Source organism: Acidovorax sp. LjRoot129 (assembly GCF_964253765.1).
Lineage (GTDB): Bacteria > Pseudomonadota > Gammaproteobacteria > Burkholderiales > Burkholderiaceae_C > Acidovorax.
Map to the genome: position 1 here is coordinate 485,185 of NZ_CAXUSE020000001.1, position 26,893 is coordinate 512,077.

The 26,893-nt window shown below is 66.0% G+C and carries 22 protein-coding genes; 10 read left to right on the top strand and 12 right to left on the bottom strand.

From position 1 onward, the window contains the following. Positions 1–53: 53 nt before the first annotated feature. Positions 54–1,376, bottom strand: a complete 1,323-nt coding sequence (locus tag ACSQ3Q_RS02345; protein WP_436132813.1) for a type II toxin-antitoxin system HipA family toxin — start codon at positions 1,374–1,376, stop codon at positions 54–56. After that, positions 1,376–1,885: a helix-turn-helix domain-containing protein gene (locus ACSQ3Q_RS02350; protein ID WP_436132814.1), complete on the bottom strand. Its 510-nt coding sequence runs from the start codon at positions 1,883–1,885 to the stop codon at positions 1,376–1,378. Before ACSQ3Q_RS02350 ends, ACSQ3Q_RS02345 begins: the two co-directional genes overlap by 1 nt. A 238-nt stretch (positions 1,886–2,123) precedes the next feature. On the opposite strand from ACSQ3Q_RS02350, the gene ACSQ3Q_RS02355 reads away from it, so the two are divergent. The 3 genes from ACSQ3Q_RS02355 to ACSQ3Q_RS02365 all read left to right on the top strand — a co-directional run bounded on the left by ACSQ3Q_RS02355 (position 2,124) and on the right by ACSQ3Q_RS02365 (position 5,533). After that, positions 2,124–3,332 carry a DUF1624 domain-containing protein gene (locus ACSQ3Q_RS02355; RefSeq protein WP_436136918.1) on the top strand — a complete coding sequence of 403 codons (1,209 nt, stop codon included), beginning with the start codon at positions 2,124–2,126 and terminating at the stop codon, positions 3,330–3,332. Between the two features lie 43 nt (positions 3,333–3,375). Further along, complete coding sequence (locus ACSQ3Q_RS02360) at positions 3,376–4,128, top strand: DUF4198 domain-containing protein (protein WP_436132815.1); 753 nt, start codon at positions 3,376–3,378, stop codon at positions 4,126–4,128. Between the two features lie 142 nt (positions 4,129–4,270). Continuing rightward, positions 4,271–5,533: an Hsp70 family protein gene (locus ACSQ3Q_RS02365; RefSeq protein ID WP_436132816.1), complete on the top strand. Its 1,263-nt coding sequence runs from the start codon at positions 4,271–4,273 to the stop codon at positions 5,531–5,533. 183 nt (positions 5,534–5,716) lie between these two features. Here the strand turns inward: ACSQ3Q_RS02365 and rsmI are convergent, their stop codons facing one another. Next, positions 5,717–6,679, bottom strand: a complete 963-nt coding sequence (gene rsmI, locus ACSQ3Q_RS02370; protein ID WP_436132817.1) for a 16S rRNA (cytidine(1402)-2'-O)-methyltransferase — start codon at positions 6,677–6,679, stop codon at positions 5,717–5,719. Between rsmI and ACSQ3Q_RS02375 the strand changes: the two genes are divergently transcribed. From ACSQ3Q_RS02375 to ACSQ3Q_RS02385, 3 genes are all read left to right on the top strand, one after another. Then, positions 6,679–7,089 carry a YraN family protein gene (locus tag ACSQ3Q_RS02375; RefSeq protein WP_436132818.1) on the top strand — a complete coding sequence of 137 codons (411 nt, stop codon included), beginning with the start codon at positions 6,679–6,681 and terminating at the stop codon, positions 7,087–7,089. The genes rsmI and ACSQ3Q_RS02375 overlap by 1 nt on opposite strands. A 368-nt stretch (positions 7,090–7,457) precedes the next feature. After that, entirely contained in the window at positions 7,458–8,060 is a 603-nt protein-coding gene (locus tag ACSQ3Q_RS02380) for an SIS domain-containing protein (protein WP_436132819.1), read from the top strand. Further along, a complete protein-coding gene (locus tag ACSQ3Q_RS02385) occupies positions 8,057–8,737 on the top strand; it encodes a BON domain-containing protein (RefSeq protein ID WP_436132820.1) in 681 nt (226 codons plus the stop codon). Before ACSQ3Q_RS02380 ends, ACSQ3Q_RS02385 begins: the two co-directional genes overlap by 4 nt. 229 nt (positions 8,738–8,966) lie before the next feature. On the opposite strand, the gene ACSQ3Q_RS02390 is transcribed toward ACSQ3Q_RS02385, so the two are convergent. From ACSQ3Q_RS02390 to ACSQ3Q_RS02405, 4 genes are all read right to left on the bottom strand, one after another. After that, complete coding sequence (locus ACSQ3Q_RS02390; RefSeq protein ID WP_436132821.1) at positions 8,967–9,881, bottom strand: NAD(P)-dependent oxidoreductase; 915 nt, start codon at positions 9,879–9,881, stop codon at positions 8,967–8,969. 122 nt (positions 9,882–10,003) lie between these two features. Then, a complete protein-coding gene (locus ACSQ3Q_RS02395; RefSeq protein WP_436132822.1) occupies positions 10,004–11,140 on the bottom strand; it encodes a PilT/PilU family type 4a pilus ATPase in 1,137 nt (378 codons plus the stop codon). Between the two features lie 73 nt (positions 11,141–11,213). Then, positions 11,214–11,849: a cyclic nucleotide-binding domain-containing protein gene (locus ACSQ3Q_RS02400; protein WP_436132823.1), complete on the bottom strand. Its 636-nt coding sequence runs from the start codon at positions 11,847–11,849 to the stop codon at positions 11,214–11,216. 57 nt (positions 11,850–11,906) lie between these two features. Continuing rightward, entirely contained in the window at positions 11,907–12,950 is a 1,044-nt protein-coding gene (locus ACSQ3Q_RS02405; protein ID WP_226446631.1) for a type IV pilus twitching motility protein PilT, read from the bottom strand. Between the two features lie 37 nt (positions 12,951–12,987). On the opposite strand from ACSQ3Q_RS02405, the gene ACSQ3Q_RS02410 reads away from it, so the two are divergent. After that, positions 12,988–13,695, top strand: coding sequence for a YggS family pyridoxal phosphate-dependent enzyme (locus ACSQ3Q_RS02410; protein ID WP_436132824.1), 708 nt, complete (start codon positions 12,988–12,990; stop codon positions 13,693–13,695). Between the two features lie 175 nt (positions 13,696–13,870). Here the strand turns inward: ACSQ3Q_RS02410 and ltaE are convergent, their stop codons facing one another. Then, positions 13,871–14,938: a low-specificity L-threonine aldolase gene (ltaE, locus tag ACSQ3Q_RS02415; protein ID WP_436132825.1), complete on the bottom strand. Its 1,068-nt coding sequence runs from the start codon at positions 14,936–14,938 to the stop codon at positions 13,871–13,873. 218 nt (positions 14,939–15,156) lie between these two features. Here ltaE and ACSQ3Q_RS02420 point away from each other — a divergent pair, with 218 nt between their 5' ends. The 3 genes from ACSQ3Q_RS02420 (at position 15,157) to ACSQ3Q_RS02430 (ending at position 21,222) form a co-directional block, all read left to right on the top strand. Further along, positions 15,157–18,441: a carboxyl transferase domain-containing protein gene (locus ACSQ3Q_RS02420; protein WP_436136919.1), complete on the top strand. Its 3,285-nt coding sequence runs from the start codon at positions 15,157–15,159 to the stop codon at positions 18,439–18,441. Positions 18,442–18,708: 267 nt separating this feature from the next. Further along, positions 18,709–19,851 (top strand): aminotransferase class V-fold PLP-dependent enzyme, encoded by a 1,143-nt coding sequence (locus tag ACSQ3Q_RS02425; protein WP_436132826.1) that lies wholly within the window; start codon positions 18,709–18,711, stop codon positions 19,849–19,851. Between the two features lie 51 nt (positions 19,852–19,902). Then, positions 19,903–21,222 carry a DUF445 domain-containing protein gene (locus ACSQ3Q_RS02430; protein WP_436132827.1) on the top strand — a complete coding sequence of 440 codons (1,320 nt, stop codon included), beginning with the start codon at positions 19,903–19,905 and terminating at the stop codon, positions 21,220–21,222. Positions 21,223–21,688: 466 nt separating this feature from the next. Here ACSQ3Q_RS02430 and ACSQ3Q_RS02435 read toward each other — a convergent pair whose 3' ends face one another. The 4 genes from ACSQ3Q_RS02435 to ACSQ3Q_RS02450 form a co-directional block, all read right to left on the bottom strand. Next, a complete protein-coding gene (locus tag ACSQ3Q_RS02435; protein ID WP_436132828.1) occupies positions 21,689–22,123 on the bottom strand; it encodes a hypothetical protein in 435 nt (144 codons plus the stop codon). Positions 22,124–22,244: 121 nt separating this feature from the next. After that, positions 22,245–23,006, bottom strand: coding sequence for a hypothetical protein (locus ACSQ3Q_RS02440; RefSeq protein ID WP_436132829.1), 762 nt, complete (start codon positions 23,004–23,006; stop codon positions 22,245–22,247). A 150-nt stretch (positions 23,007–23,156) separates the two neighbouring features. After that, positions 23,157–24,665: an FAD-linked oxidase C-terminal domain-containing protein gene (locus tag ACSQ3Q_RS02445; RefSeq protein WP_436132830.1), complete on the bottom strand. Its 1,509-nt coding sequence runs from the start codon at positions 24,663–24,665 to the stop codon at positions 23,157–23,159. A gap of 165 nt (positions 24,666–24,830) precedes the next feature. Continuing rightward, complete coding sequence (locus tag ACSQ3Q_RS02450; RefSeq protein ID WP_436132831.1) at positions 24,831–26,858, bottom strand: UvrD-helicase domain-containing protein; 2,028 nt, start codon at positions 26,856–26,858, stop codon at positions 24,831–24,833. Positions 26,859–26,893 lie beyond the last annotated feature (35 nt).

The following is a 26,893-nucleotide window of genomic DNA, read 5'->3' on the forward strand; positions in this document are numbered from 1 at the left end:
GGCGCAGCGGCATTGGCGGTCGCTGGGAAGACCGCGAACTGTCTGCGTCCTCGTCAGGAGAGGGTGGCCGCCTCTGAGAGGAACTTCTCCGCCTGGCTCCGCATGCCTTTCGAGATCGGCTCCCAGATGCGTTCGGGAAAGTCCTGGGGTAGTTGTGCCTCGACGGCGTCGAGGGTCTGCGCGACGCCGTCGACCAAACCCTGCATCGCTTCCCAGACCAGTGGGCCGCCGTTCTTTATTGCCAGGTCATGCCAGTGGCGGGCGCGGATGGTGTGGATCTCGTAGTGCGTGTTTTTCGAACGCAGTGCCATCGCCAGGCGCACTTCGCGCAAGTGCAGTTGTCCCCGGCCCCTGCCCACGTAGGGCCACACGGACAGGACGTCGTACAAAGGCGCCATTTCGTAGGCATTGCCTTGGCGCAGGAAGATCGAATAGTTCTTGGCGTGGCCATCGGGTGCCGCCATGAGCCAGAAGGCCAACTGGACGAGTTGGAACGCCATCCGTTCTGTTTCTGCATCCACGCTCCCGGCCAGCAGCGTGAGCCCGGCAGCGGTGGACGGCCCGCCATCGTCTTCGTATTTCAGGCGTGGGGGCAGGCCCAGCGCCTGGCAGAAGTCTTCCTGAGGAAGTCGGGCGATCCATTTCCCGCCTTCCATCCATTCGCGGTCGAAGCGCTCGACGATCAGCGCGCGCTGGTCGCCGAACGTGGCCATCTCGGTGTGTGCCATGGGCAGGCCGAGCGCCTGGATGATCTGAGCGCAAAGCCATTCGTTCTCGACGGAGTCGAACATGTCCACTCGGGTCGTGTTGGCGATCACGCCGAGCGGAAGCTCGAAGATGTGCGTGCTCGGAGTGGCTCCGACGGGGCTGCACCACTGCCCGTTGAACCGCACAAAGGCGGTCTTCTCCTGGGCTCCCGCCAAGGAAATTCGGAACGGCGGAGCTCTGTTGATGTGGCGCGCGACCGGGTCGTCGGGCACAGCGCGAAGTGCATCGGCGACCTGTTCGTCGGTCAGAGGCTCGCATGCCACGCGGTTCCACCCGTCAGGTGTCGTTCCTTCCGGAAGCAACTGCACCGCACCGACGCAGTCACGGCCAATGGCCTCCAGCAAGGCGAAGGTATCGAGTGCCCTGGTCTTGAATCGTCGGCCGATACGCTCGCGGATCCGCTCGTTGTCAGGCAGCAGGTTGTCGAAGTAGTTCGCAACGACCTCTCCCTTGACCTCCAGTGTGCGGGTGAGTGGCAGCGACAAGGAAAGTGGCCGGGACTTCTCGGACTCCAGCCATGACGGGGCGTACGAAAAGGTGTGGGCTCCGCGGTGGACCTGCCAGGCTCCGACGAATTCGCCATTCATCCACGCGTTGAGCGCCACCATTACCAAGAGCCTTTCTTGGGCCGGATGACGAAGTTGCGCCTGGGTGTCGGGATGACATCCGAGTCCGGGTTCGTGTCCCGCAGCGCTTGCCCGTCCGATGGGGTCTTTGCATCACTGCGGCTTTCGAGCACCGATGCCTCCTGGCCCCGGCCGCTGCCAGTCAAGGGCTGGCCGCGCCACTGGCCTGTCGGCGGGATGTTGCCCGACGGTTGCTTGGCTGGCTTGCGGGGTTTGCTCCCAGGAGGGGAAAGGTGCGAGGTGATCGCATTCGGTTGATTCGCGGTCCCTTCGATCACGTCATCCCTCAACAGCAGGGACGCGCGCAGCGCCGAGAGCACTTTCATTAACTGGTCGACGCTCACGGCGCCCGGATTGCTTTCGATCTCGGCAATGCGGGCCTGTCCCACGCCGAGCAGCCGCCCGAGAGCGGCCTGGGTCAGTCCGCGCGTTTTCCTGAGCGCGCGCAGGTGCTCGCGAAGCTGGCTGGTCAGGTGGATCGGGAAGTCCATGCAATGTTCTCTATCGGGGAATACCAATATATATGCCAAACCCAGTTTTTGCAACATACTGGCTTTGGTATATGAGTGCAATGTATCGGAGATTGCCAATGTTTTGCACACGACATCAGCAGCGCAACGGGCGAGAGAGAGCCTTCAATCCTGTGAAGCCTGCACTGGCTGCCCTGCCTGCGGCCCAACGGTGAGTCGGGATAATCCACGACCTTTGTCCGCCGCCTCCTTCTCGCTCATGTACTCATCACCGCCCCCGCAGAGCCCCAGTCTGTCTGCACAGCCGCCCGCTGGCGCGCAGCCAGCCACGTCGTCCCGCCTTGGCTCCATCGACGCGCTGCGTGGGCTTGTGATCGTGTTCATGCTGGTCGACCACGTGCGTGAAACCTTCTTTCTGCACCACCAGGTGCCCGACCCCATGGTCGTGGCAGACACTCCGCCGGCACTGTTCGTGAGCCGGCTGCTGGCCCATTTGTGTGCGCCCGTGTTCGTGTTCCTCACCGGGCTGTCGGCGTTTCTCTACGCCTCCAAACATGGCGATGGCCGCGGCGCGGCGGCGTCGTTTCTTTGGAGGCGGGGCCTGTTCCTGGTGGTGCTGGAGCTCACGGTCATCAATTTCGCCTGGACCTTCCAGTTCCCGCCCACCAAGGTGTTCCTGCAGGTGATCTGGGCGATTGGCCTGAGCATGCTAGCGCTGGCGGCCCTGGTCTGGGTGCCGCGCACGCTGCTGATCGTGCTGGGCGTTGCCCTGGTTGCGGGCCACAACCTGCTGGACGGTGTGCACTTCCCCCTGGGGCACGCGTTGCACATTCCTTGGGCCATCCTGCATGACCGCGGCTGGATTGACGTCAGTGATGCGCTCCGCTTGCGCACGTCGTACCCCGTGCTGCCATGGATTGGTGTGATCGCGGTGGGCTACGCAGCCGGGCCGTGGTTTTTGCCTGCGGCAGACGTAGCGCAGCGCCAGCGCCGTCTGTTGGCGTGGGGCTGGGGCCTGCTGGTGGGCTTTGTGGTGCTGCGCGCCCTCAACGTGTATGGCGACAGGCCGTGGGTGGCGGGCGAGACGGCCATCACCACCCTGATGGGCTTTTTCAACGTCACCAAATACCCGCCCTCGCTGCTGTTCATCGCGCTCACATTAGGAATTGGCCTGCTGCTGTTGCGAGCGTTCGAGCGCCGCGACGGCACCTCGGCGCTTGGTTGGCTGGCCGCATTCGGCGCGGCACCGATGTTTTTCTATGTGCTGCACCTGTATGTACTCAAGCTTTTGTACCTTGCAGCGCACGCGGTGTGGGGTGCCAATCAGGGCGCGTTGTTCGGTTTTGAGGCCGTGTGGATGGTGTGGTTGTGCGCGCTGGTGCTGGCGGTTGTGCTCTATCCTGCCGTGCGCGCCTTTGCAGCGTTCAAGGCCCGGCGCCGCGACATTGCCTGGCTCAAATACCTCTGACGACACCGATTTCACGGCCTATCGCCAACCCATTCCAATGACCATGACTTTTCTCCCATCGCATTCCCTGTTGCGCGCCGCCGTGGTGGCATCGCTGGTTCTGGCTGCAGGCACCGCGGCCCACGCACATGGCATCTGGTTTGCGCAGCGCTCGGGCGATCTGGCGCTGATCTACGGCGAAGGCGGCGAGGACCTGGACGCCGCCAAGCGCCTGCCCCTGGTCACCACCGTGGCCGGCTACGACGCGGCGGGGCGCCCGTTGCGCACGGCGCTGGAAGCCGCGGGCAAGCTGGCGCTGGTCGATGTGCGCGAGCAGCCGGCCGTGGTGGCCGCCGTGCTCGACAACGGCATCTGGACCAAGGCGGCCGACGGGCGCTGGTTCAAGAAACGCAAGAGCGAGGTGCCGGGCGCCGTCACCAGCGGCCACAACCTCAAATACGCGGTGCACCTGCGCGCGCCGCTGGAGCGCCCGCTGGCGGCGCTGCCCGCGCACACGCTGCAGATCGTGCCTGTTGACGCCGCCTTGCCCGCCACCCTGGGCCAGCCGCTGCGCCTGCGCGTGCTCTACCGCGGCCAGCCGGCGGCGGGAGTGCCCGTGCTGGCCGATCTGGTCAACGACCCTGACGGCACGCCGGTCACCACCGCGGTAGATGGCACGGTGACCATCGCCGTGCGCAACCAGGGGCTCAACGTGATCGCCGCCAAGCTCGATGCGCCGCCGCAAGACCCCGCGGTCACCGACAAGACCGAGCACTTGGCCACGCTGTCGTTTCGCCTGGCACACGCGCCGGAGTAGGGCGTGTGCCGATGGGCTGGCATGCGACAATCCGGGCCGCGAAACACTCTTTGACGGGACCGCACAGGGCCCTTGATTTGACAAGAATCAAGGGCCTTTTCCATTGCGCACAGCAATCGGTGCGGTCCCCAGCCTGATCCCCATGACCCTCCTGCAGGACACCACCCTCGGCATCGACTTTGGCACTTCCAACTCCGCAATGGCCGTGCGCCAGGGTGCGGGCTTGGCACGGATGATCGCGCTGGAAGGCGACGCCCACACGCTGCCCACGGCGCTGTTCTTCAACGCCGAAGACCACCGCACGCACTTTGGCCGGGATGCGGTGGCGCACTACCTTTCTGGGGTCGAAGGGCGGCTGATGCGCTCGCTCAAGAGCCTGCTCGGCAGTTCGCTGCTGCAGGACAAAACGGCCGTGCACGGCAAGATGGTGAGCTACCAGGACATCATCAGCCTGTTCTTGCGCATGCTGGCGCAAAAGGCGCGTGACGAGCTCGGCGGTATGCCGGCGCGCGTGGTGATGGGCCGGCCCGTGCACTTTGTCGACGGCGACGCCGAGCGCGACCAGCAGGCCGAGGATGCGCTGCGCCAGGCCGCGCTGGACGCCGGTTTTGCCGAGGTCTCGTTCCAGCTCGAGCCCATCGCCGCAGCGCTCGACTACGAGCAGCGCATCGCGCACGAATCGCTGGTGCTGGTGGTGGACATCGGCGGGGGCACGTCGGACTTCACGGTGGTGCGCCTGGGGCCAGACCGCATCGCGCGCGCTGAGCGCAGCAGCGATGTGCTGGCCACCACCGGCGTGCACGTGGGCGGCACCGACTTCGACCGGCGCCTTAGCCTGGATCTGCTCATGCCGCTGCTCGGTTTCCGCCACACCGGGCCGTCGGGCCGAGAGGTACCGAGCCGCGTGTTCTTTGATTTGTCGACCTGGCACTTGATCCAGTGGCTGTACGCGCCGCGCGCGCTGCGCGACGCGCAGAACCTGCGCACTGACTACGCCGATGCTCGCCTGCATGCGCGGCTCCTGCATGTGCTGCAAGAGCGGCTGGGGCACCGCATGGCCAACACGGTGGAGCAGGCCAAGATCGCGGCGTCACTGGCCGACGCCGAGGCCGCCATGCCGCTCGACTGGATCGAAGCCGGGCTGGCCGCAGCCGTCACGCCAGACGGCTTGGCGGGGTCGTTGCAGCAGCCGCTGGAGCAGGTCGTGGCCTGCGCGCGCGAATGTGTGCAACTGGCCGGCCTGGACGGGGCGGGCGGGCGGCAGCTTGAGGCCATCTACCTGACCGGCGGCTCGTCGGCCCTGCGGCCGCTGCGGCACGCGCTGAAGGGGGCGTTCCCGGCGATACCGCAAGTGGAGGGCGATCTGTTTGGCGGGGTGGCCGCCGGGTTGGCGGTGTCGGGGTAGTTGCAGCACCGTGACCGCAGCACCCACGGGATGTGCGGGCTAACCGGAATTGAAGGTGTGATGCCGCGCGGCGGGCGGGAGCAAGCGCCCATATTCTTGCAAAAGCATTTGCTATAAAAATAATAGCTATCAGCGCTTATAGATCAAGCGCTAGAGGCCAATTTGGCCATCAATTCAAGCGACTCAGTCGCTGTCGCCGTCCTCAGCACCCTCAACGCCACCACCGTCCGCGCCGCTGCGCTTCCACGCCAGCGCGGTGTCATACAGCACATTGCGCGATGCTCCCGTGATCTCCGCGGCCAGGCGCACGGCGGTCTTGAGGGGCAGCTCCTGCACCAGCAGGCGCAGCACGCGCAGGCTGGCGCCGTCGTCGCTGGCCACAGGCACCGGGTGCAGCAGCACCACAAACTCGCCGCGCGACCGCTGCGGCGCGCCATCAAGCCACGCCGCGAGCTCGCTCGCCGGGCGCGTGGTCACTTCCTCGAACTGCTTGGTCAGTTCCCGCGCCAGCGTGACGGGGCGCGCCCCCAACACCGCCAGGGCCTGGGCCAGCTCTCTGATGCGATGGGGTGCCTCCAGCAGCACCACGCAGCGGGGCTCGGCGGCCAGCTGCTGCGCAATCACGGCCGCACGCTCGGCGTTCTTGACCGGCAGAAATCCCGCAAACACAAAACCGCCGTGCTCTGCACTGTGCGCCACGGCGCCAGCCACGCTCAACGCGGTGGTGATGCTGCTCGCACCGGGCAAGGGCAGGGCGCGCAGGCCAGCTGCCTGCACTGCCGCCGCCAGGCGCGCGCCCGGGTCGCTCACGCCGGGCGTGCCCGCGTCGCTCACATACGCCACGCGCTGGCCCTGCTGCAGGCGCAGCACCACGTTCTGCGCGGCCTCGGCCTCGTTGTGCTGGTGCACGGCCAGCAGCTGCGCAGCGGGCTTGTCGATCCCATACGCGCGCAGCATCGATTGGGTGTGGCGCGTGTCCTCGCATGCGACGGTGTCGGCCATCTGCAGCACATGCAGCGCGCGCAGCGTGATGTCGGCCAGATTGCCGATGGGCGTGGCCACGACGTACAGGGCACCCTCGGGATAATGCTGGTGAGCCGCCGCTTCGCGCGCGGCGCCCAGGGCTGAAGCGAAAGATGCGCTCAATGAAATTCCTTGCGAAAAGAAAGCCGGCGGGGGCGCCAGAAGCTGCCGCCGCAAAAACCACCACGCGCGATCGCGGCAATGCGGCCGAGGACCAGGCCCTGGCCTATCTGCAAGCCCAGGGCCTGCAGCTGGTGGTGCGCAATTATCGGACGCCCGGGCGCGGCGGTGGCGAGATCGACCTGGTGATGCGCGAGCGGGACGGCACGCTGGTCTTCGTCGAAGTGCGCGCCCGCGCCAGCAGCGCCTTTGGCGGCGCGGCGGCCAGCATCAGCGCCACCAAGCGGCAGCGCATCGTGTTTGCCGCGCGGCACTACCTGCTGCGCCTGCCGTCGCCGCCGCCGTGCCGCTTTGACGTGGTGCTGGTCGAAGAATCCGTGCAGTGGCTGCGAGCAGCGTTTGATGCCCAATAGGCGTGCCGCCAGCTTCATAGTCCATCAGGCCGCTAGCGCACGACAGGCCGCAACCGTTTGCTACAAAAGCTCTGAGCCTGTTCAAAGTCTTTTCATGGGGTCCGTTGCCCCGCAAAGGCAGTGGATGCAAGGCGCCCACCGCAAGCCGCACTGGTGTGCGGCGAGGATGGGCAACGCCGCAGACGCTGCCTTTGCGGGGCAACCCGAAGGGCATGGCAGCCAACGGCCACGCTCGTCGTTGCCCACCTTGCCCAGGCCGCCAGCATGGGCTGCGGTGGGTGCCTAGACCGTGGCCGTTGGCTGCCATGCGGACCCCATGAAAAGGCTTCGAACAGGCTCAAACACCCGGCGGGTATCATCGGGCCCTCATGCTTGAGCAACGCATCCAACAGCATTTCATCGACAGCGCCGACCTGAAGTACCAGGCCGCGCAAGCCCTGAGCCACCCCATCGCTGCTGCCGTGCAGGCCGTGCTGGCCTGCGTGACCAGCGGTGGCAAGGTGCTGGCCTGCGGCAACGGTCCTTCAGCCGCCGAGGCGCAGCAGTTTGCAGCGTTCTGCGTGACGGGCTTTGAGCGCGACCGGCCCGAGTTGGCCGCCCTGGCCCTGTCGTCCGACAGCGCCTTGCTCACCGCCGCTGCAGGCACCGGCCACGACACCGCCCAGCAGTTCGCACGCCAGGTGCGCGCCCTGGGCCAGGCGGGCGATGTGCTGATGGCCCTCTCGGTCACCGGCAACGACCCCAACCTGCTGGCCGCCACCGAAGCCGCGCACGAACGCGACATGACCGTGATCGTGCTCGCAGGCCGCACCGGCGGCAAGCTGGCCGCCCTGCTGCGCGAGACCGACGTATTGATCAGCGTGCCCCACGACCGCGCCGCGCGCGTGCGCGAAGTCCACGCCCTGGTGCTGCATTGCCTGAGCGACGGAGTGGACGCCCAGTTACTTGGTGAACAGGAGATTCCGCTATGAAGCAAACGACCATGAACCCCATCTTGCACCGCGCATCGCGCGGGGTCTGCACCGTGCTGGCCGCCGCCGCGCTGGCTGCGGGCCTTTCGGCCTGCGCACCCCTCATCGTGGGTGGCGCCGTGGTGGGCAGTGTGATGGCCATCGACCGCCGCACCGCCGGCACACAAATCGAAGACGAAGGCATCGAGCTGCGCGCGGCCCAACGCATCCGCGAAACCCTGGGTGACCGCGCGCACGTCAACGTGACGAGCTACAACCGCCAGGCGCTGCTCACCGGCGAGGTGACCACCGCCCAGGACCGCCAGGCCGTCGAGCAGATGGTGTCGCAGGTGGAGAACGTGCGCTCGGTGGTCAACGACATCGCCGTCACGTCCCACAGCACTCTGAGCAACCGCTCCAACGACACCTTCATCACCGGCAAGGTGCGCGCCAGCCTGGTGGATGCCAAGGACGTCTCTGCCAACTCGTTCAAGGTCGTGACCGAACGCAGCGTCGTGTACCTGATGGGCCGCGTCTCGCAACGCGAGGCCAACCGCGCCACCGAGATCGCCCGGGGCGTGAGCGGTGTGAGCAAGGTCGTGCGCGTGTTCGAGATCGTCTCTGAAGAAGAGCTTCGCCGCATTGCGCCGCAGCCCGCGCCTGTTACCACGGACAACTCCAGGCCTGCAGGGGGCTGAACATCGGCCAGCAGGCTCGACAGCCTGTACAAGCACTGAATCGAAAAATCCCGGCTCGCACCACGCGCCCCGGGATTTTTTCTTGCAGCCTCTGCATCGCGCACTGTGCATGAAACGCTGTGAATGAAACTGGCGCGGCCCACGCCAGCGCCCCCGCGCAAGGGCCGCCCCGCCGCGCTGGGGGCGTCCCCCCCCAGGGGGGAAGGCGCGTAGCGCTTCAGGGGGGAGCCTAAGCCAGGCGTTTGATCAAGCTCGACGTATCCCAGCGATTGCCACCCATCGTCTGCACGTCGGCATAGAACTGGTCCACCAGCGCCGTCACCGGCACGCGCGAGCCGTTGCGGCGGGCTTCGTCGAGCACCAGGCCCAGATCTTTGCGCATCCAGTCCACGGCGAAGCCGAAGTCGAATTTGCCGTCCACCATGGTCTTGCCTCGGTTGTCCAGCTGCCAGCTCTGGGCGGCGCCCTTGCCAATCACATCCAGCACCTGCTTCATGTCCAGGCCGGCGTTCTGGCCAAACGCAACTGCCTCCGACAGGCCTTGGACCAGGCCTGCGATGCAGATCTGGTTGACCATCTTCGCCAGCTGGCCCGAGCCACTGTCGCCCAGCAAGGTGAAGGCGCGCGAGAACGCCATGGCCACCGGTTGCGCCGCGTTGAACGCGTCCGCGTCGCCGCCACACATCACGGTGAGCAGGCCGTTCTGCGCACCGGCCTGGCCGCCCGACACCGGGGCGTCGACGAACTGCAGGCCCTTGGTCTTGGCAGCGGCATACAGCTCGCGCGCCACTTCAGCGGACGCGGTGGTGTGGTCCACAAAGACCGCGCCGGGCTTCATGCCGGCAAAGGCACCGTCGGCACCCAGGGTGACGGAGCGCAAGTCGTCGTCGTTGCCCACGCAACAGAACACGATGTCCGCACCGGCCGCCGCCTCACGCGGCGTTGCAGCATGTTTTGGGGCCTTGGCGCTTGAATACTCTTCACACCATGCTATTGATTTGGTAGCGGTGCGGTTGTAGACCGTGACCTCGTGCCCGGCGAGCGCAAGGTGCCCAGCCATCGGGTAGCCCATCACGCCCAGGCCCAGGAAGGCGACTTGGCGGGAAGGGGTGGCGTCGTAGTTGCGGGGGTTGGTGCTTGGCATGGGAAGGTAGGTAAAAAGGGGTGAGAGATGGGCGAATGGTGCGTCGAAACGAAAAACCCGCCCAGAAGGGCGGGCGAACGAAGCGGGGGGGCAAGAACGCGAAGGCGCAGTGCTGAAGTGGCTTAGACGATCGCGAAGTGCTCGGTGCCGGAAGCCAGATCCGGTGATTTGGCGCGCTGGCTGTTGAGCTTGATCTGCAGCCGCAGATCGTTGAGCGAGTCGGCATTGCGCAGCGCGTCTTCGTAGCTGATCACGTTGGCCTCGTAGGCATCGAACAGCGCCTGGTCAAACGTCTGCATGCCCAGGTTGCGGCTCTTCTTCATGATCTCCTTAATCTCATGGACGTCGCCCTTGAAGATCAGGTCCGAGATCAGCGGGGTGTTGAGCATGATCTCCACCGCCGCGGAGCGGCCCTTGCCGTCCTGCTTGGGAATCAGCCGCTGGGAGACCAGGGCGCGCAGGTTCAGCGACAGGTCCATCAGCAGTTGGGGGCGGCGCTCTTCGGGGAAGAAGTTGATGATCCGGTCCAGCGCCTGGTTGGCACTGTTGGCGTGCAGCGTGGCCAGGCACAAGTGGCCGGTTTCGGCAAACGCCACAGCATGCTCCATGGTCTCGCGGTCGCGGATTTCGCCCATCAGGATCACATCCGGCGCCTGGCGCAGCGTGTTCTTGAGCGCCGCTTCCCAGCTGTCGGTATCGAGGCCCACTTCGCGCTGCGTCACCACGCAGTTCTTGTGCGGGTGAACAAATTCGATAGGGTCTTCCACCGTGATGATGTGGCCGAACGAGTTCTCGTTGCGCCAGTCCACCATGGCGGCCAGCGTGGTCGACTTGCCCGAACCCGTGGCACCCACCAGGATGCACAGGCCACGCTTGGTCATCGTGACTTCTTTGAGCACCTGGGGCACGCCCAGGCCATCGATGGTGGGCAGTACCAGCGGAATCGTCCGCATCACCATGCCGACCTTGCCCTGCTGGATGAAGGCATTTACCCGGAAGCGGCCGATGCCGGCGGGCGAGATCGCGAAATTGCACTCCTTGGTGCGCTCGAAATCCGCCACCTGCTTGTCACTCATCACGGCGCGCGCCAGGGTGAGCGTGTGGTTGGGCGTGAGCGGCTGCGGCGACACCTTGGTCACCTTGCCATCGACCTTGATGGCCGGCGGAAACTCCGCGGTGATGAACAAGTCGCTGCCGTTGCGGCTCACCATCAACTTGAGCAGGTCATTGATAAATTTACTGGCCTGATCGCGTTCCATCAGAATTTCTCCCCGGGGTGTCCGCCGATCGGGCGGACATTGGTCTTTTCGATATTCGCCATGGCGGCGCGCTTCACTTTTGGTTGTCGCTCAGGCGCGCGCTCACGACGCGCAGGCGCAGCGACAGCTTGCGCGCGAGCAGGGCCACCAGGCTGGCAGCCAGCTGCGGGTCCTTCGACATCATGTCGTCCATGGCCTCGGCAGACAGCACGGCGATCTCGCAATCAGTGAGCGTGGTGCAGGCCGAAAAGCGGATGCCGCTGTCCAGCAGCGACATCTCGCCCAGGATATCGCCCGGCCGCGTCTCGGCCAGGCGCAGTTGTTCGCCCCAGGGCTGTACGCGGTCCACGGCAATGGTGCCGGTGAGCAGCACCACCATGAAGTTGCCGTACTCGTCCTGGCGGATCACGTCGCGGTTGGATGGAATGGCCGCAAATTCGAAGAAGCGCTCCATGCGCTCCACGGCGTCCTTGTCCAGGTGCGCCATGTATTTGTCTTTGGCCCACAGGCCCTGCAGCAGCTTGCCGCCGCGGCTGGTGGGCAGGCGCTTGGCCCCGACTTCCACGGCACGGGCCTCCCAGGGCACCAGCATGGAATCGTCCACACCCTGGCCGGCAAACGCGGTGGAGAACAGCACGGAATCCGTATGCTCTTCCGCGGGCTTGCCGCCCCGGGTGTTCATTTTCAGAAGGCTGAGAATGCCTTTCATACAGTGCTCCGGTGTGCGGCAAGTCATAGCGCCGCAAGGTACATGGGTGCGCGCGGGCTAGCCCGGGAAGTTCTCGGGGATCTTCGCCTTGCCGCGTGCTTCGGCCGGGCTGATGATGTTGCGCCGCACCAAGTCGGTGAGATTCTGGTCCAGCGTCTGCATGCCGACGCTGTTGCTGGTCTGGATGGTGGAATACATCTGCGCCACCTTGGCCTCGCGGATCAGATTGCGGATGGCACTCGTGCCCAGCATGATCTCGTGCGCGGCCACGCGGCCCGAGCCGTCCTTGGTCTTGCACAGGGTCTGCGAGATCACGGCCTGCAGCGACTCCGACAACATGGAGCGGACCATTTCCTTTTCTTCGGCCGGGAACACGTCGATGATCCGGTCAATGGTCTTGGCGGCGCTGGAGGTGTGCAGCGTGCCGAACACCAGGTGGCCCGTTTCGGCGGCCGTCATGGCCAGGCGGATGGTTTCCAAATCGCGCATTTCGCCCACCAGGATGGCGTCAGGGTCTTCGCGCAGCGCGGATTTCAGCGCGGCGGAGAAGGACAGCGTCATCGGGCCGACTTCACGCTGGTTGATCAGGCACTTCTTGGACTCGTGCACGAACTCGATTGGGTCTTCCACCGTGAGGATGTGGCCGTACTCGGTTTCGTTCAGGTAGTTGACCATGGCGGCCAGCGTGGTGGACTTGCCCGAGCCCGTGGGGCCCGTCACCAGGACCAGGCCACGAGGTTTGAGGGCCAGGTCGCCGAAGATCTTGGGCGCGTTGAGCTGCTCCAGCGTCAGGATCTTGCTCGGGATGGTCCGGAACACGGCGGCCGCGCCGCGGTTCTGGTTGAAGGCGTTGACACGAAAGCGTGCCAGGCCTTCGATCTCGAACGAGAAGTCGACCTCCAGAAACTCTTCATACGTCTTGCGCTGCGAGTCGCTCATGATGTCGTACACCATGGCATGCACCGTCTTGTGGTCGAGCGCATCGACATTGATGCGGCGGACATCGCCGTGGACCCGGATCATCGGCGGCAGGCCGGCCGAAAGGTGCAGGTCGGAGGCCTTGTTCTTGACGCTGAACGCGAGCAGTTGGGTGATGTCCACGGAATCCCTCTAATCGTTTGATACGCTAACAAACATTATGACCACGATTGCTAACAACCTCCAACAGGTTCTGGGCAGGATGGCACAGGCGTGCCAAGCCGCCGGGCGGGGCCCGGACACAGTCCAATTGCTGGCGGTTTCCAAGACCTTCGGGGCGGATGCCGTGGCCGATGCCGTGGCCGCTGGGCAGCGCGACTTTGGAGAAAACTACATCCAGGAAGGCGTGGACAAGATCACTGCGCTGCGCGCCGCCATGCCGGGCGTAGAGCTGCAGTGGCACTGCATCGGCCCCATCCAGAGCAACAAGACGCGCCTGGTGGCCGAGCATTTCGACTGGGTCCACACGGTCGACCGTTTGAAGATCGCCGAGCGCCTGTCGGCCCAGCGCCCCGAGCACCTGGCGCCGTTACAACTATGTGTGCAGGTCAACATCGACGGCGGCCCGACCAAGTCGGGCGTGGCACCCGCCGACACGCTGGAGCTGGTGCGCGCTGTCGCGAAACTGCCACGGCTGGTGGTGCGTGGCCTCATGAGCATTCCAGACCATGCTCCTGATTTTGAACCGCAGTTGGCAATCCACACCAGCGCCAGAAGGCTTTTTGACCAGATATTGGCACTGAAGGAGCCAAGCTTGGAGCAATTCGACACCCTGTCGCTGGGCATGACCGCTGACCTGGAAGCCGCGATTGCAGCGGGCAGCACGATGGTGCGCGTAGGCACTGGGATCTTCGGCGGCAGAAACTAGAGGGCTACCCCCTGTGGCGCTGCGCGCCTTCCCCCTTCACTCGAATTGCTGCGCAATTCGGGAAGGGGGACACCGCCAGCGCGGCGGGGCGGCCCTTGCGCGGCGGTCACTGGCTTGAAGCGCGCCTGTATTGAACGGCGTTGGAAGGGGCGAACGTTTGGGGTGCCGCTCCTGCCTACTTGCCGGTGAACCGCGCCACGCAATCCAGCGCCGCCGTCACATCCGCCTCGCTCACATCCAGGTGCGCCACCCAGCGCAGGCGCGTATTGCCGCCGTACAGGCTACTGGTCACGCGCACGCCGTGCTGGGCCAGCCAGGCGCTGAAGGCCGGTGCCACCTCGGGGTGCAGGTCGGTGAACAAAATGTTGGTCTGCCAGGGCTGCACGGTGATGCGGCCTTTGAGCACCGGATGGCTCTGATTGGCTTCGTTCAGCCCTTGCGCCAGCTGCGCCAGATTCGCATGGTCGTCGGCCAGGCGGCGGACGTGGTGCTCGAGGGCGTAGTGGCCCGCAGCGGCCAGCACACCCGCCTGGCGCATGCCGCCGCCCAGAATTTTCCGGGTGCGGCGCGCCTGGCGGATGAAGTCGCGCGAGCCCAGCACCAGCGAGCCGACCGGGGCGCCCAGGCCCTTGCTCAGGCACAGCGATACCGAATCGAAATGCCCGCATAGCGCACGCGCTTCGTCATACACATCGGTGCCGTGGCGCGCCGCGTTGGCCGTGGCGGCGTTGAACAAACGCGCGCCGTCCAGGTGCAGCGCCAGCCCCCGGCTGCGCGCCAGCTGGGCGACCTCGGCGATGTAGGCGGGTGGCAGCACTTGGCCACCGGTCGTGTTCTCCAGCACCACCAGGCGGGTGCGCGCAAAGTGCGGGTCGTCCGGCTTGATGGCGGCGGCGATGTCGGCCACGCGCAGCGTGCCGTCGGGCTGGGTCTCGACGGGCTGCGGCTGGATGGAGCCCAGCACCGCCATGCCGCCGGCCTCCCAGCGGTAGGTGTGCCAGCTTTGGCCCACGATGGCTTCGTCGCCGCGCTGGCAGTGGCCCCACAGCGCGATCAGGTTGGTCTGCGTCCCCGAGGGCGCAAACAGCGCAGCCTCGAAGCCCAGCAGCTGCGCCGCATGCTCCTGCAGTGCGTTCACCGAGGGGTCGTCGGCAAACACATCGTCGCCCAGCGGGGCCTTGAACATGGCCTCGCGCATGGCGGGCGTGGGCTGGGTGACGGTGTCGCTGCGAAAGTCGGGCATGGGCGTCCTGTGGGCAAAAAGATGCAAAAGGCGCATCGTAGCGGCGCCTGCGGGTGGGGCGGAACCCAGGGGTTTTTGCGGGGCGGTGTGCACGGTACGGGTGGCGTGCCACGGTGATAACCGGGCTGTCGCTTGCATGCCACCTGCGCCCGCCGCTGCCCGCCAGAATGCACGGCAACTTCACCCCCCTTGGGTACATCTGCATGACCGACCGCCCCCTGTTCGCCAAAGTCCTGGTTGCCAACCGCGGCGAGATCGCGCTGCGCACCGTGCGCGCGCTGCACGACTTGGGGCTGCCCAGCGTGGCTGTGTTTGCCGACGACGATGCCGCCAGCCCCCATGTGCACGCGGCCAATGCCGCGGTGGCGCTGGGCGCGACCGGACCTGCTGCCTACCTGGACGGTGCGCGCCTCATCGCCATTGCCAAGGCCCAAGGCTGCGATGCCGTACACCCGGGCTACGGCTTCTTGAGCGAGCGCGCCGACTTTGCCCGTGCCTGCGCCGACGCCGGGTTGCGCTTCATCGGCCCCACGCCCGCGCAGCTGGCGCTGTTCGGTGACAAGGCGCAGGCCCGCGCGCTGGCGCAGCAGCAGGGCGTGCCGCTGATGCCCGGCACGCAGGCGGCGGTGTCGCTGGATGAGGCCCAAAACTTCTTTGCGCAGCACGCCTCTGCCGGCATCGTGATCAAGTCCATCGGCGGTGGCGGCGGGCGGGGCATGCGCGCGGTGGCGTCGGCCGATGACTTGCCCGTGGCCTACGCGCGCTGCCGCAGCGAGGCGCAGGCCGCCTTCGGTGTGGACGGCGTGTACGTGGAGCGCCTGATGGGCAACGCGCGCCACATCGAAGTGCAGGTCCTTGGCGATGGGCGCGAGGTGATCGCGCTGGGCGAGCGCGAGTGCACGCTGCAGCGGCGGTTTCAGAAGGTGGTGGAGATCGCCCCCAGCCCCTCGCTGCCTGCAGCGCTGCGCTTGTCGCTCACCACCGCCGCCCTGTCCATGGCGCGGGCGGTGCAGTACGAAGGCCTGGGCACGTTTGAGTTTCTGGTGGACCTCGCCTCCAGCGATCTGCCTTTCGTTTTTATCGAATGCAACCCGCGTCTGCAGGTGGAGCACACCATCACCGAAGAAGTCACCGGCGTGGACCTGGTGCAGGCGCAGATCGCGCTGGCGGCGGGCCGCACGCTGCAGGACATCGGCCTCAACCCAACGGCGCCGCCTGCCGTGTCGGGCTTTGCGATCCAGTGGCGCATCAATGCCGAAACGCTGGATGCGCAGGGGGGTGCGCTGCCCGGCAGCGGCACGCTCAGCCGATTCGATTTGCCCACGGGCCCTGGCGTGCGCGTGGACACGCACGGCGCAGCGGGCGCCGCGCCGTCGCCGCACTACGACACGCTGCTGGCCAAGCTCATCGTGCACACGCGCAGCCCGCGCTTTGCCGATGCGCTGCGCCGCTCGCAGCGCGCGCTGTCCGAGTGCCGCATCGAGGGCGTGGCCACCAACCTGGCGCTGCTGCAGGCCATGGCCGCGCGGCCTGAAATGGAAAGCCAGCAGGTGCACACACGCTGGCTGGAGTCCGCATTGCCCCAGCTGCTTGATGCTATTGAAAATATAGCTATAAACGAATATAGATCAAGCGCTAGCGGCCAAAAACACTTGAAACCTGCCTTGACCGAGCCCGCGCAGGCACCCGAGGGCGCCGTGCTTGCGCCCATGCCTGCGCGACTCGTCCAGATCAGCGTGGCCGCGGGCGATGTGGTGGCGGCGGGCGCCGAGCTGGCAGTGCTCGAAGCCATGAAGATGGAGCACGTGCTGCTGGCCCCGCATGCGGGCCGGGTGGGCGCGCTGCTGGCCGTGGCGGGCGGTTACCTTGCGCAGGGGCAGCCGCTGTTGGTGCTGGATGCGGTGGACGATGCGGCGGATGTGGAGGTGCAGTGCAGCGTTGCGCACGACCCCGACCACATCCGCGCCGACCTGCAGCGCGTGATCGACCGCCACGCCTTCACGCTCGACACCGCGCGCCCCGAGGCGATGGACAAGCGCCACGCACAAGGCGGCCGCTCCGCGCGCGAGAACATCGCCGACCTGTGCGACGACGGCAGCTTCATCGAATACGGGGCGCTGGCCATCGCCGCGCAGACGCGCCGCCGCAGCCTGGACGACCTGATCGCCAACACGCCGGCCGACGGCATGGTCACCGGCATCGGCGGCATCAACGGCGCACTCTTCGGGCCCGAAGCATCCCGCGCCGTGGTCATGTCGTACGACGCCACCGTGCTGGCCGGCACCCAGGGTGCGCGCAACCACGCCAAGACCGACCGCATCCTGGGCATTGCCCTGGCGCAAAAACTCCCGGTGGTGCTGTTTGCCGAAGGCGGCGGCGGCCGCCCGGGCGATACCGACATGCCCATCGTGGCGGGGCTGCACGTGCACACGTTTGCCAGCTACGCCGCGCTGTCGGGCCAGGTGCCGGTGATCGGCATCGCGGCGGGGCGCTGCTTTGCCGGCAATGCGGCGCTGCTGGGCTGCAGCGACGTGATCATCGCCACGCGCGGCAGCAACATTGGCATGGGCGGGCCGGCCATGATCGAAGGCGGCGGGCTGGGCGTGTTCAAGCCCGAGCAGATCGGCCCGAGCCGCGTGCAGCATGCCAATGGCGTGATCGATGTGCTGGTGGAGGACGAGGCGGGAGCGGTGCAGGCCGCGCGCCACTACCTGTCGTTCTTCCAGGGCCGCACACCGCAGTGGTCCGCACCCGACCAGCGCCTGCTGCGCGCCGTGGTGCCCGAGAACCGCCTGCGCGTGTACGACACGCGCACCGCGATGGCGGGCCTGGTGGACGAGGGCAGCCTGCTGCTGCTGCGCACCGGCTTTGGCGCCGGCATCCACACGGCACTGGCGCGCATCGAAGGCCGCCCCGTGGGCATCCTGGCCAACAACCCGCTGCACCTGGGCGGCGCCATCGATGCCGATGCGGCCGACAAGGGCGCGCGCTTCATGCAGCTGTGCAACGCGCATGGCTTGGCCTTGGTGAGCCTGGTGGACACGCCCGGCTTCATGGTCGGCCCCGAGGTCGAAGTCACGGCCCAGGTGCGCCACGTGAGCCGCCTGTTCGTCACCGCCGCCAGCCTGCGCGTGCCCACCTTCAGCGTGGTGCTGCGCAAGGGCTACGGCCTGGGCGCCATGGGCATGACGGCCGGGGGCTTTCATGCGCCCGTGTTCACGGTGGCCTGGCCCACGGGCGAGTTTGGCGCCATGGGCCTCGAAGGCGCGGTGCGCCTGGGCTTTCGCAAAGAGCTGGAGGCCCTGCCCGAAGGCGCCGAGCGCGATGCGCTGTTCGCCAAGCTGCTGGCCAAGTCGTATGCCAACGGCGAAGCGCTGCACATGGCGGCCACGCTGGAGATCGATGCGGTGATCGACCCGGCCGAGACGCGGGCGTGGCTGGCGCGCGGGTTGGCGTCGGCGAAGGTGGCGCCGCTGGGGCATCGGTTTGTGGACACGTGGTGAAACCAGGTACCCCCTGAGTCGCTTCGCGCCTTCCCGCCCCATGGGGACGCCGCCAGCACACGCAAGTGCAGTGCCGCACGTGCAGCATTGCGCCCTTGCGCGGCGGCCGCTGGCCCTGGCCGCGCCAGCCGCTGCGGGTGCGGGCGTTTTGTGGTGCGCGCTGGGAGTCTTGGTGCCGCAGGGGCCGTGCTAAGCTGATTTGCTGACCCCGCGGTTCACGTCGCCGCCCACGGTGCGTGCCGCAGAACCCTGCTACGGAGAACCTTCATGCCCGGACTGCTGCCCGATATCGACCCCGATGGTTTGCTTGAATTTTCGGTGGTTTACACCGACCGCGCGCTCAACCACATGTCCAAGCGCTTTACTGGCGTGGTGCAGGACATTCTGGGCACGCTGAAAGAGGTCTACCACGCCCACACTGCCGTGCTCGTGCCCGGCAGCGGCACCTTCGGCATGGAGGCCGTGGCCCGCCAGTTCGCCAACCGCGAGAAGGTGCTCATCGTGCGCAACGGCTGGTTCAGCTACCGCTGGACGCAGATCTTTGACGCCGACAAGGGCCTGGGCGGCGGCTCGGTCGTCTGCAAGGCGCGCCAGCAGGGCAGCGGCCCGCAGGCGCCCTGGGCCCCATGCCCGGCCGATGAAGTCGCAGCCACCATCCGCGCCGAAAAGCCCAAGGTAGTGTTCGCCCCCCATGTGGAGACGGCCAGCGGCATCATCTTGAGCGACGACTACCTTCGCACCGTGGCGGCTGCGGCCCACGATGTGGGTGCACTGTTTGTGCTCGACTGCGTGGCCTCCGGCGCCATGTGGGTGGACATGCAGGCCACGGGCGTGGATGTGCTCATCAGCGCGCCGCAAAAGGGCTGGAGCGGATCGCCCTGCTGCGCCATGGTGATGCTGAGTGAAGGCGCGCGGCAGGCCATCGACGGCACCACGAGCAGCAGCTTCTCATGCGACCTCAAGAAGTGGATGCAGATCGCCGAGGGTTATGAAAAAGGCCAGCACGCGTACCACACCACCATGCCCACCGACGCGCTGGTGCGCCTGGCCGAGGTGATGGCCGAGACGCGCGCCTACGGCTTTGCCAAGGTGCGCGACGAGCAAATCGAACTGGGCGCCAAGGTGCGCGCGCTGCTCGAGTCGCGCGGCTTCCCCAGTGTGGCGGCCGATGGCTTCAAGGCCCCTGGCGTGGTGGTGAGCTACACCACCGACCCCGGCATCCAGAACGGCAAGAAGTTCATGGAAGTCGGTCTGCAGACCGCTGCCGGCGTGCCGCTGCAGTGCGATGAAGGCCCGGATTTCAAGACCTTCCGCATCGGCCTGTTCGGCCTGGAAAAGTGGCACAACGTGGACCGCACCGTGGGCCACTTGTCGAAGGCGCTGGACCAGATTGCCGCGGCAGCGGCCTGACATGCGTTGTGGCGCGGCGCTGGGCGTCGTGCCCCAGCGCGCCTTGTTGGCATGAACAGCAGTCCGACACCATCTCCCTCCGACGCCACCGAAGACCCGGCGCGCGCCCTGCGGCGCGCCAAGCAGCAGGCCCTGGGCTTGTTGCTGCTGGTCACCGCGGTGTTCATCGCCACCAGCGTGGTCGACCGCGGCCTGTGGCTCAATTGCGTGAAGGCCATGGCTGAGGCCGCCATGGTGGGTGCGCTGGCCGACTGGTTTGCGGTGGTGGCGCTGTTCCGCCGACCGCTGGGCCTGCCCATTCCGCACACAGCGGTCATCGCGCGCAACCAGGCGCGCATCGGCCGCAACCTGGCCACCTTCGTTCGCGACAAGTTTCTCGATGTGCCGTCGCTGGTGGCGCTGATCCGCCGGCACGACCCTGCCGAGCGGCTGGCGCAGTGGCTCACGGCGCCCGGCAACGCCGCTCTGCTGGGACACCAGGCCACGCGTTTGGCATCGGCCGCGCTGGAGACGGTGCAGGACGCGCAGGTGGAGCGCTTTATCCAGAAGGCTGCGCGCACGCTGATCGGGCAGGTGGACATGTCGCGCGCCCTGGCGGCGGTGCTGGACACGTTGACCCACAACGGCCGCCACCAGGCGCTGCTGGACGACGTGCTGGCCAAGCTCACCGAGCTGCTGCACAACGAAGACACACGCGCCTGGGTGGCGCAGACCATCGTGGCCTGGCTCAAGAAGGACCACCCGCGCACCGAGAAATTGCTACCCAGCGACTGGCTGGGCGACAAGGGCTCGGCCTTGCTGGCCCGCGCGCTGGAGAGCGTGATGGCCGACGTCGCCGCCAACCCGCAGCACGCCTTGCGCGCGCAGTTTGATGCGGCGGTGCAGCGTTTTATCGAGCGCCTGCGCAGCGACCCCGAGTGGGTGCACAAGGGCGAGGAGATCCGGACCTGGTTGCAGACCGATGCCACGGTGGGTGGCTATGTGCAGACCTTGTGGCAGGACCTGCGCGGCGCCTTGCAGCGCGACCTGGCTGATGCCGATTCTGTCGTGGCGCGGCAGGTGCGCAACCTGGGGCAGTGGCTGGGCCAGTCGCTCGCGGGGGATGCGGCGCTGCGACAGTCGCTGAACGAGCGGCTGGAGCATTGGGTGCAGGGCCTGGCGCCTGATGTGTCGCAGTTTGTGGCGCAGCATATCGAGGACACGGTGCGGCGGTGGGATACGGAAGAGATGACGCAGCTGATCGAGCTGAACATCGGCAAGGATCTGCAGTACATCCGCATCAATGGCACCGTGGTGGGGGGGCTTATTGGACTGGTGCTGTTTGCGGTGTCGCACGCGGGGGAGATTTGGCGGGCGTTGGTGGGTGGCTGACCGCCCGTTCGGGCTGAGCTTGTCGAAGCCTGGGCGCATTGGTCCCGGACCGTTCGGGTTGAGCTTGTCGAAACCTGGGCGCGCTCGCATGCTCGCGGAATGGGGCCATGCCTTTGCAAAGGGCGGGAGCCGGGAGTCGCCCGGCATGCGAGTAACTTTCTTTTGCGTCGCCAAAAGAAAGTCACCAAAGAAAAGGCGACCCCCAGTCTGCGACCCCTGCGCTTCGCTACGGGGCAACCTGCGTCGGGGCGCTTGCGGGGTGCGCCGTGGAACTCGCTTTGCGCTGGCGCGCGCCGCTCGGACAGCCACGGCGAATCAGATTACGAAGCACGCGCGCTCCGACGCGCGTGCCACCCCGCAACCGCCCCGCCGCAGGCGCAGCCAGCAGGGGTGGGGAGCCGAACAGCCAACAGCCGAACCGCCACACGGGCCATCGCGTTGCTCGGCCGCGGCGGGGCTGCGTCAGCTAGCGTGCTGCCTCATCCGCCGCCATGTTGGCCGCGTGTTCTTCCTGCAGATGCTGCGCAATCTGCGCCCAGGCCTGCTTGGCCGCCGCGTCTTGTGCCCAGGCGTAGCAACTGGCGATGTGCATGGCCGTCACCGCATGGTGCGGGTCGAGCGCAAAGGCCACCTCGCACTGCAGTGCCGCCTGTCGCCACATTGCGGTCGCATCCTCTGATCCTTCTTTCTGCAGCGCATGGGCTTCTGCGACCCACGCCTGACCCAGGCGAAACGCTGCCGCGTGCTGCCCGGGGTCTGCGTCATGCGCGCGTTGAAACAACACCCCCGCCTCACGCCACAACGCGCGTGCTGCTGCAAAGTCTTGCGTGGCTACGGCCTGTGCTTGTGTGACGAGGGCGTTGCCGGATTGGAGGAGCGTGGTGGCGAGGTCGCTGGGCATGGTACGAGGAGAAAGATGGCAGGAGGGACTGTGGATTGTCGGTCGCTATACGACACAAGAGACACGGCTACTCAATGCGTAGGTAACAGCACTGCCATGGGCGACCACGTGCATCCGCAAGTTAGGTAGTGTGCTTCGACTCATTGCCAAGGTTCGCACCCACGAAATCAATGAACTCCAGAATCGTCGTTGAGGCTGCCTGCACGTATGTCATATCTGTGTCTACGTGCTTCATTTTTCCTCTGAAACCAGTCGCAGATCGATAAATGTCATTGATGACACCTCTATTGTGAACAAGTAGGTTTCGGCGATAAACGATTTCTCTCGTGGACTGCCAACTGGGGAAGTTTGAAAGGCGTACGTCGAACTTCTTATGTAATGCCTTTTCTACCTCGTCAATGCTTTTGTACCCAAGAGCTTCAGCCTCTCGCTCAGCCAGAGCTCGACGGAGAGCAGGCATGCTGGGGTAGCGCAATGCCTCTTCGTAGGTGAGTTGAGTACTACTACGCAGACGCCGGGGATCTTGAAGCAGCATTGCTTGCAGGTAGTCCTTCAAAAATGCCTCGAGCCGGGATACGAGATAGACCAATGCCATCTCAGAGAAAAAAGTACGCTGCTTAATAGAGCCAGCGAAGTGCAACATAGTGTCCGCCACATTCTTGGATTCAATGCGAACCGTGCGTTTCACTCCTATTTTTTTTGGCTCTTGGAAAATTTCTCCGATTGAGCGAAGTTCAGCTACCTCCGTCGTTGATAGAGCAGTGGGCGGCGTATTCGTCTTGGTTTCGAAAAATCCGTCGCCCTCCCTTGCTAAGTCCCGAATTAGCCTGATGTCCGAGCGCGCAGCCTTTAGGACATCATGCAAGGAGTCTGAGTGCTTCATTGGTGCAATCTAATTTTGATGTAGCCCCAAAGTTGCTTAATGTGGCCGTTTGCTGATGACGCCATATATCGCAATGGAACTTGCAGTGTTTCAACGGGTGGTACGAAGGCTATCTAGGACTCAATGTGAGTGTTGTCAGTTGGCCACCCCTCAAAACCTCGGCAAATCCGGATGCTTGATCTGCCCCCCGCGCACCAGCATCTTCCCGTACTCCGCGCACCGGTTCAGCGTCGGAATCACCTTCCCCGGGTTCAACAACCCCGCCGGGTCAAACGCATGTTTGAGCCCAAACATCTGCGCGTTTTCCTCGGCCGTGAACTGCACGCACATGCTGTTGAGCTTCTCTACCCCCACGCCGTGCTCACCCGTCACCGTGCCGCCCATCGCCACGCTGGTTTCCAGAATGTCCGCCCCAAACAGCTCGCAGCGGCGCAGCTGGTCGGCATCGTTCGCATCGAACAGGATGAGCGGATGCAAATTGCCGTCGCCCGCGTGGAACACGTTGGCGCAGCGCAGTTGGTACTTCTTTTCCATGGCCTGGATGGCCAGCAGGATGTCGGCCAGGCGCTTCCTCGGGATGGTCGAGTCCATGCACATGTAGTCGGGGCTGATGCGGCCGCTGGCAGGGAAGGCGTTCTTGCGGCCGCTCCAAAAGCGCAGGCGCTCGGCCTCGTCATTGCTGACCGAGATGGCTGTCGCGCCAGCCGCGCACAGCACGTCGCTCATGCGGCCGATTTCTTCTTCCACCTCTTCGGGCGTGCCGTCGCTCTCGCACAGCAGGATGGCTTCGGCGGTGAGGTCGTAGCCGGCTTTGACGAAGTCTTCCACGGCGGCGGTCATGGGCTTGTCCATCATCTCCAGGCCCGCGGGGATGATGCCGGCGGCGATCACCGCGGCCACGGCGTCGCCGGCTTTGCGCACGTCGTCGAAGCTGGCCATGATGCAGCGCGCCAGCTGGGGCTTGGGGATCAGACGCACTGTCACTTCGGTGATGACGGCGAGCATGCCTTCGCTGCCGACCACGGCGGCCAGCAGGTCGTAGCCAGGGGTGTCCAGCGCCTGGCTGCCAAATTCGACGGGTTCGCCGTCCACGGTGAATCCCTTCACAGCCAGCACGTTGTGCACTGTGAGGCCGTACTTCAGGCAGTGCACGCCGCCCGAGTTCTCGGCCACGTTGCCGCCGATGGTGCAGGCGATCTGGCTGCTGGGGTCGGGCGCGTAGTACAGGTTGTAGGGCGCCGCGGCCTCGCTGATCGCCAGGTTGCGCACGCCGCATTGCACCTGGGCCGTTCGGCTCACCGGGTCCAGGTCGAAGATGCGGTTGAACTTGGCCAGCGACAGCGTGACGCCCAGCGCATGCGGCATGGCGCCACCCGACAGCCCCGTGCCGGCACCGCGCGCCACCACCGGCACCTGCAGCTGGTGGCAGGTCTTGAGCACGGCCTGCACCTGCTCATACGTTTCGGGCAGGCACACGACCAGCGGGCGCTGGCGGTAGGCGGTGAGGCCATCGCATTCGTAGGGCGTGGTGTCCTCGGCATTCCACAGCAGCGCGTGGGCGGGCACCACGCGGCCCAGGGCTTGGACGACCTCGGCCTGGCGGGCCGCTCGTTCGGTGGGGCTGGGGGCTGGGGACTGGGCGAGGGTGGCGGTGCTCATGCCGTGCACTGTAGAGGAAGGCTGCGTGCGGGGGCGTGAGTTTTATTGCAGCCGCGTGTGAAATGGCGTGCAGAAGCCATTTGCTATTAATAAGTGAGCTACTACCGCTTATTAATCAAGCGCTGGAGCCCTGTTTGGCTTGATGCCCCCCGCTGCGCAGCCCGCTCACACCGGCCCGGGGCTGACCGGCCGCTGGCTGCCTTCCAAAAGCCACAGGCGTTTGCTGGCCCGCGTCATGGCGACGTAGAGCATGTTGCGCTCCCGATAAGCCTCTTGCCGGGCGGCACTGCGCGGAAAGCGCCCGCGCTCTACCAAGGGCACCGCCACATAGTCGTACTCGTGCCCCTTGCAGCGCTCCACCGTCAGCAGTTGCAGGCTCGAGGCTTCCTGCTGCGTGTGCTGCTCAATGCTGGCCTGGACCATGAGCGCGAGCCGGCCCAGGAATTCGTCCACCGACAGCCCGGCGCAAATGCGGGCCAGTGCGCCGAGGCTGTCTGTGCAGTAGCGCAGCTCGTCGGGGCTGATGGGCGCCTGTGCAAAGAACTGACGCACCAGCGGGTGCCCGCACAGTTGCCCGGCGTCGGCACAGGCCTCGGGGGGCAAGGCCAGCAATTGTTCGCACAGGGGCGAAGCCACCGGGGCCTGGGGGTTGAAGCTGGCGCGCACCAGAAACCGGCGCATCAGGTCCTGCTTGCCGATGAGTTCTGCGGCCACGGCGCGGGTGTCGACTTCGACGGGAGAGTCTTCCGTCAGCGCCTGCATGTCGAAGGTGCCGTTGGCCAGCACATCCTGGTCGGGCTGGCTGCCGCGCCGCACGTAGCGCAGCAGGCCTTCCATCGCGCTGCTCAGGATGCCCTGAGTCAGCCGCACCCCGTCGCCGCAGCCCTGCATGGCGCCCATGATGGCCAGCACCAGGGCGATCTCGCGGCGCTGGTAGAAGCGCTTCATGCCTTTGCAGGCGTAGTGCACGCCTTCGTGGGCAAACATCCATTCGAGCAGGATCGAGTCTTCCGGTGACCGCAGCACCACGTTCAGGCACGGTGCCGTGGGGCTACCTGGCGACTGGGACGACTGCGACAGTGGGGGCAACTGGTGCAGCACGGTGTCGTGGATCGCCAGCAGTTGCCGGGCGCAGTCCTCGTCGTCGGTGTAGCTGCGCTGCTCGAAGGTGGAAGGCTTGGTGGGGTAGTGCGCAGAAAACTCCACGCCGAACAAGGGGTTGAGCCCCTGGCAGATGGCGTTGCCGAAACGGTAGGTGGTGTTGAGGGCGACGACCTGCGTGTCTGCAGGAAACTCTTGCCGGATACGGGCCAGGCTGTCGCCAAAGACGGAGAACGCGCCGGGCAGGATGTGCTGGTTGAAGTCTCCCGCGCCGACAAACAGGCCATTGCCGCCCTGCACCAGCGTCCGCAGCACCCGCATGGCGGCCTCGTCCAGGTCCTGCAGTTCGTCGAACAACACCGCATCAAAGCGCCCCTGTAGCGGCGCAAAGGCCTCGCCAAAATCCAGCTCCCCGAGCTGCGTGGCGATTTCATACGTGCAGTCGCCGGGGGCGTAAAACTGCGGCTCGTTGTTCAGCCCCCTGCGCAGGCGCTCGTACTTCACCAAGAGCTGGTAGAGCCCGTAGTCGAGCTGGTGCTCACGGCAGTAGGGCCGGGCGCCCAGCTCCGACTGGGCGATGGCGCGCAGCAGCAGCCGCTGCTTGGCCTGGGCTTCAAAGTCGATGAAGGCCTGCACGTCCAGATCGCGCGAGCGGAAGTCGCCGAATTGGGGCGCGCTGTCCAGGTCGCCGTCCAGCGTGTCGTCCTGCAGCAGCGCGGCGTGGGCCTGGCGCACCAGCAGGCTCTTGTGCAGGGGTTCGGTCACGCGCACCAGGGGGTCGCCCTGTTCCTTGAGCACGGTGGCGCACAGCTGCTCCACGGTCATGATCTGCACCTGGCGGGGAATGGTGGGGACGAGCTTTTCAAGCCGCTGCGCGATGGCCGCCAGCCCCGCATCCGAATACGCCAGCATCAGGATGCGGCTCGCGCCCTTGGTGCGGATCAGATCCGCCGCCTTGATGGCCAGGGTGGTTGTCTTGCCCGTGCCGGCCAGTGCGTTGACCAGCACCGCGCTGGCCGTGGCGTTGAGCACCGCGTTCTGCTCCAGCGTGGGGTATCTCTTTTTGAAGTGAGCGTCTTGCGGCACGGCCATGGCGGGGTTTCAGGTGAGGAGCGGCGCTGCCTGGT

What these genes read in the sequence shown, in the direction of transcription:
- ACSQ3Q_RS02345 (WP_436132813.1), bottom strand. Translation starts at nt 1,376, where the DNA reads ATGGTGGCGCTCAACGCGTGGATGAATGGCGAATTCGTCGGAGCCTGG.
- ACSQ3Q_RS02350 (WP_436132814.1), bottom strand. Translation starts at nt 1,885, where the DNA reads ATGGACTTCCCGATCCACCTGACCAGCCAGCTTCGCGAGCACCTGCGC.
- ACSQ3Q_RS02355 (WP_436136918.1), top strand. Translation starts at nt 2,124, where the DNA reads ATGTACTCATCACCGCCCCCGCAGAGCCCCAGTCTGTCTGCACAGCCG.
- ACSQ3Q_RS02360 (WP_436132815.1), top strand. Translation starts at nt 3,376, where the DNA reads ATGACTTTTCTCCCATCGCATTCCCTGTTGCGCGCCGCCGTGGTGGCA.
- ACSQ3Q_RS02365 (WP_436132816.1), top strand. Translation starts at nt 4,271, where the DNA reads ATGACCCTCCTGCAGGACACCACCCTCGGCATCGACTTTGGCACTTCC.
- ACSQ3Q_RS02375 (WP_436132818.1), top strand. Translation starts at nt 6,679, where the DNA reads ATGAAATTCCTTGCGAAAAGAAAGCCGGCGGGGGCGCCAGAAGCTGCC.
- ACSQ3Q_RS02380 (WP_436132819.1), top strand. Translation starts at nt 7,458, where the DNA reads ATGCTTGAGCAACGCATCCAACAGCATTTCATCGACAGCGCCGACCTG.
- ACSQ3Q_RS02385 (WP_436132820.1), top strand. Translation starts at nt 8,057, where the DNA reads ATGAAGCAAACGACCATGAACCCCATCTTGCACCGCGCATCGCGCGGG.
- ACSQ3Q_RS02390 (WP_436132821.1), bottom strand. Translation starts at nt 9,881, where the DNA reads ATGCCAAGCACCAACCCCCGCAACTACGACGCCACCCCTTCCCGCCAA.
- ACSQ3Q_RS02395 (WP_436132822.1), bottom strand. Translation starts at nt 11,140, where the DNA reads ATGGAACGCGATCAGGCCAGTAAATTTATCAATGACCTGCTCAAGTTG.
- ACSQ3Q_RS02400 (WP_436132823.1), bottom strand. Translation starts at nt 11,849, where the DNA reads ATGAAAGGCATTCTCAGCCTTCTGAAAATGAACACCCGGGGCGGCAAG.
- ACSQ3Q_RS02410 (WP_436132824.1), top strand. Translation starts at nt 12,988, where the DNA reads ATGACCACGATTGCTAACAACCTCCAACAGGTTCTGGGCAGGATGGCA.
- ltaE (WP_436132825.1), bottom strand. Translation starts at nt 14,938, where the DNA reads ATGCCCGACTTTCGCAGCGACACCGTCACCCAGCCCACGCCCGCCATG.
- ACSQ3Q_RS02425 (WP_436132826.1), top strand. Translation starts at nt 18,709, where the DNA reads ATGCCCGGACTGCTGCCCGATATCGACCCCGATGGTTTGCTTGAATTT.
- ACSQ3Q_RS02430 (WP_436132827.1), top strand. Translation starts at nt 19,903, where the DNA reads ATGAACAGCAGTCCGACACCATCTCCCTCCGACGCCACCGAAGACCCG.
- ACSQ3Q_RS02435 (WP_436132828.1), bottom strand. Translation starts at nt 22,123, where the DNA reads ATGCCCAGCGACCTCGCCACCACGCTCCTCCAATCCGGCAACGCCCTC.
- ACSQ3Q_RS02440 (WP_436132829.1), bottom strand. Translation starts at nt 23,006, where the DNA reads ATGAAGCACTCAGACTCCTTGCATGATGTCCTAAAGGCTGCGCGCTCG.
- ACSQ3Q_RS02445 (WP_436132830.1), bottom strand. Translation starts at nt 24,665, where the DNA reads ATGAGCACCGCCACCCTCGCCCAGTCCCCAGCCCCCAGCCCCACCGAA.
- ACSQ3Q_RS02450 (WP_436132831.1), bottom strand. Translation starts at nt 26,858, where the DNA reads ATGGCCGTGCCGCAAGACGCTCACTTCAAAAAGAGATACCCCACGCTG.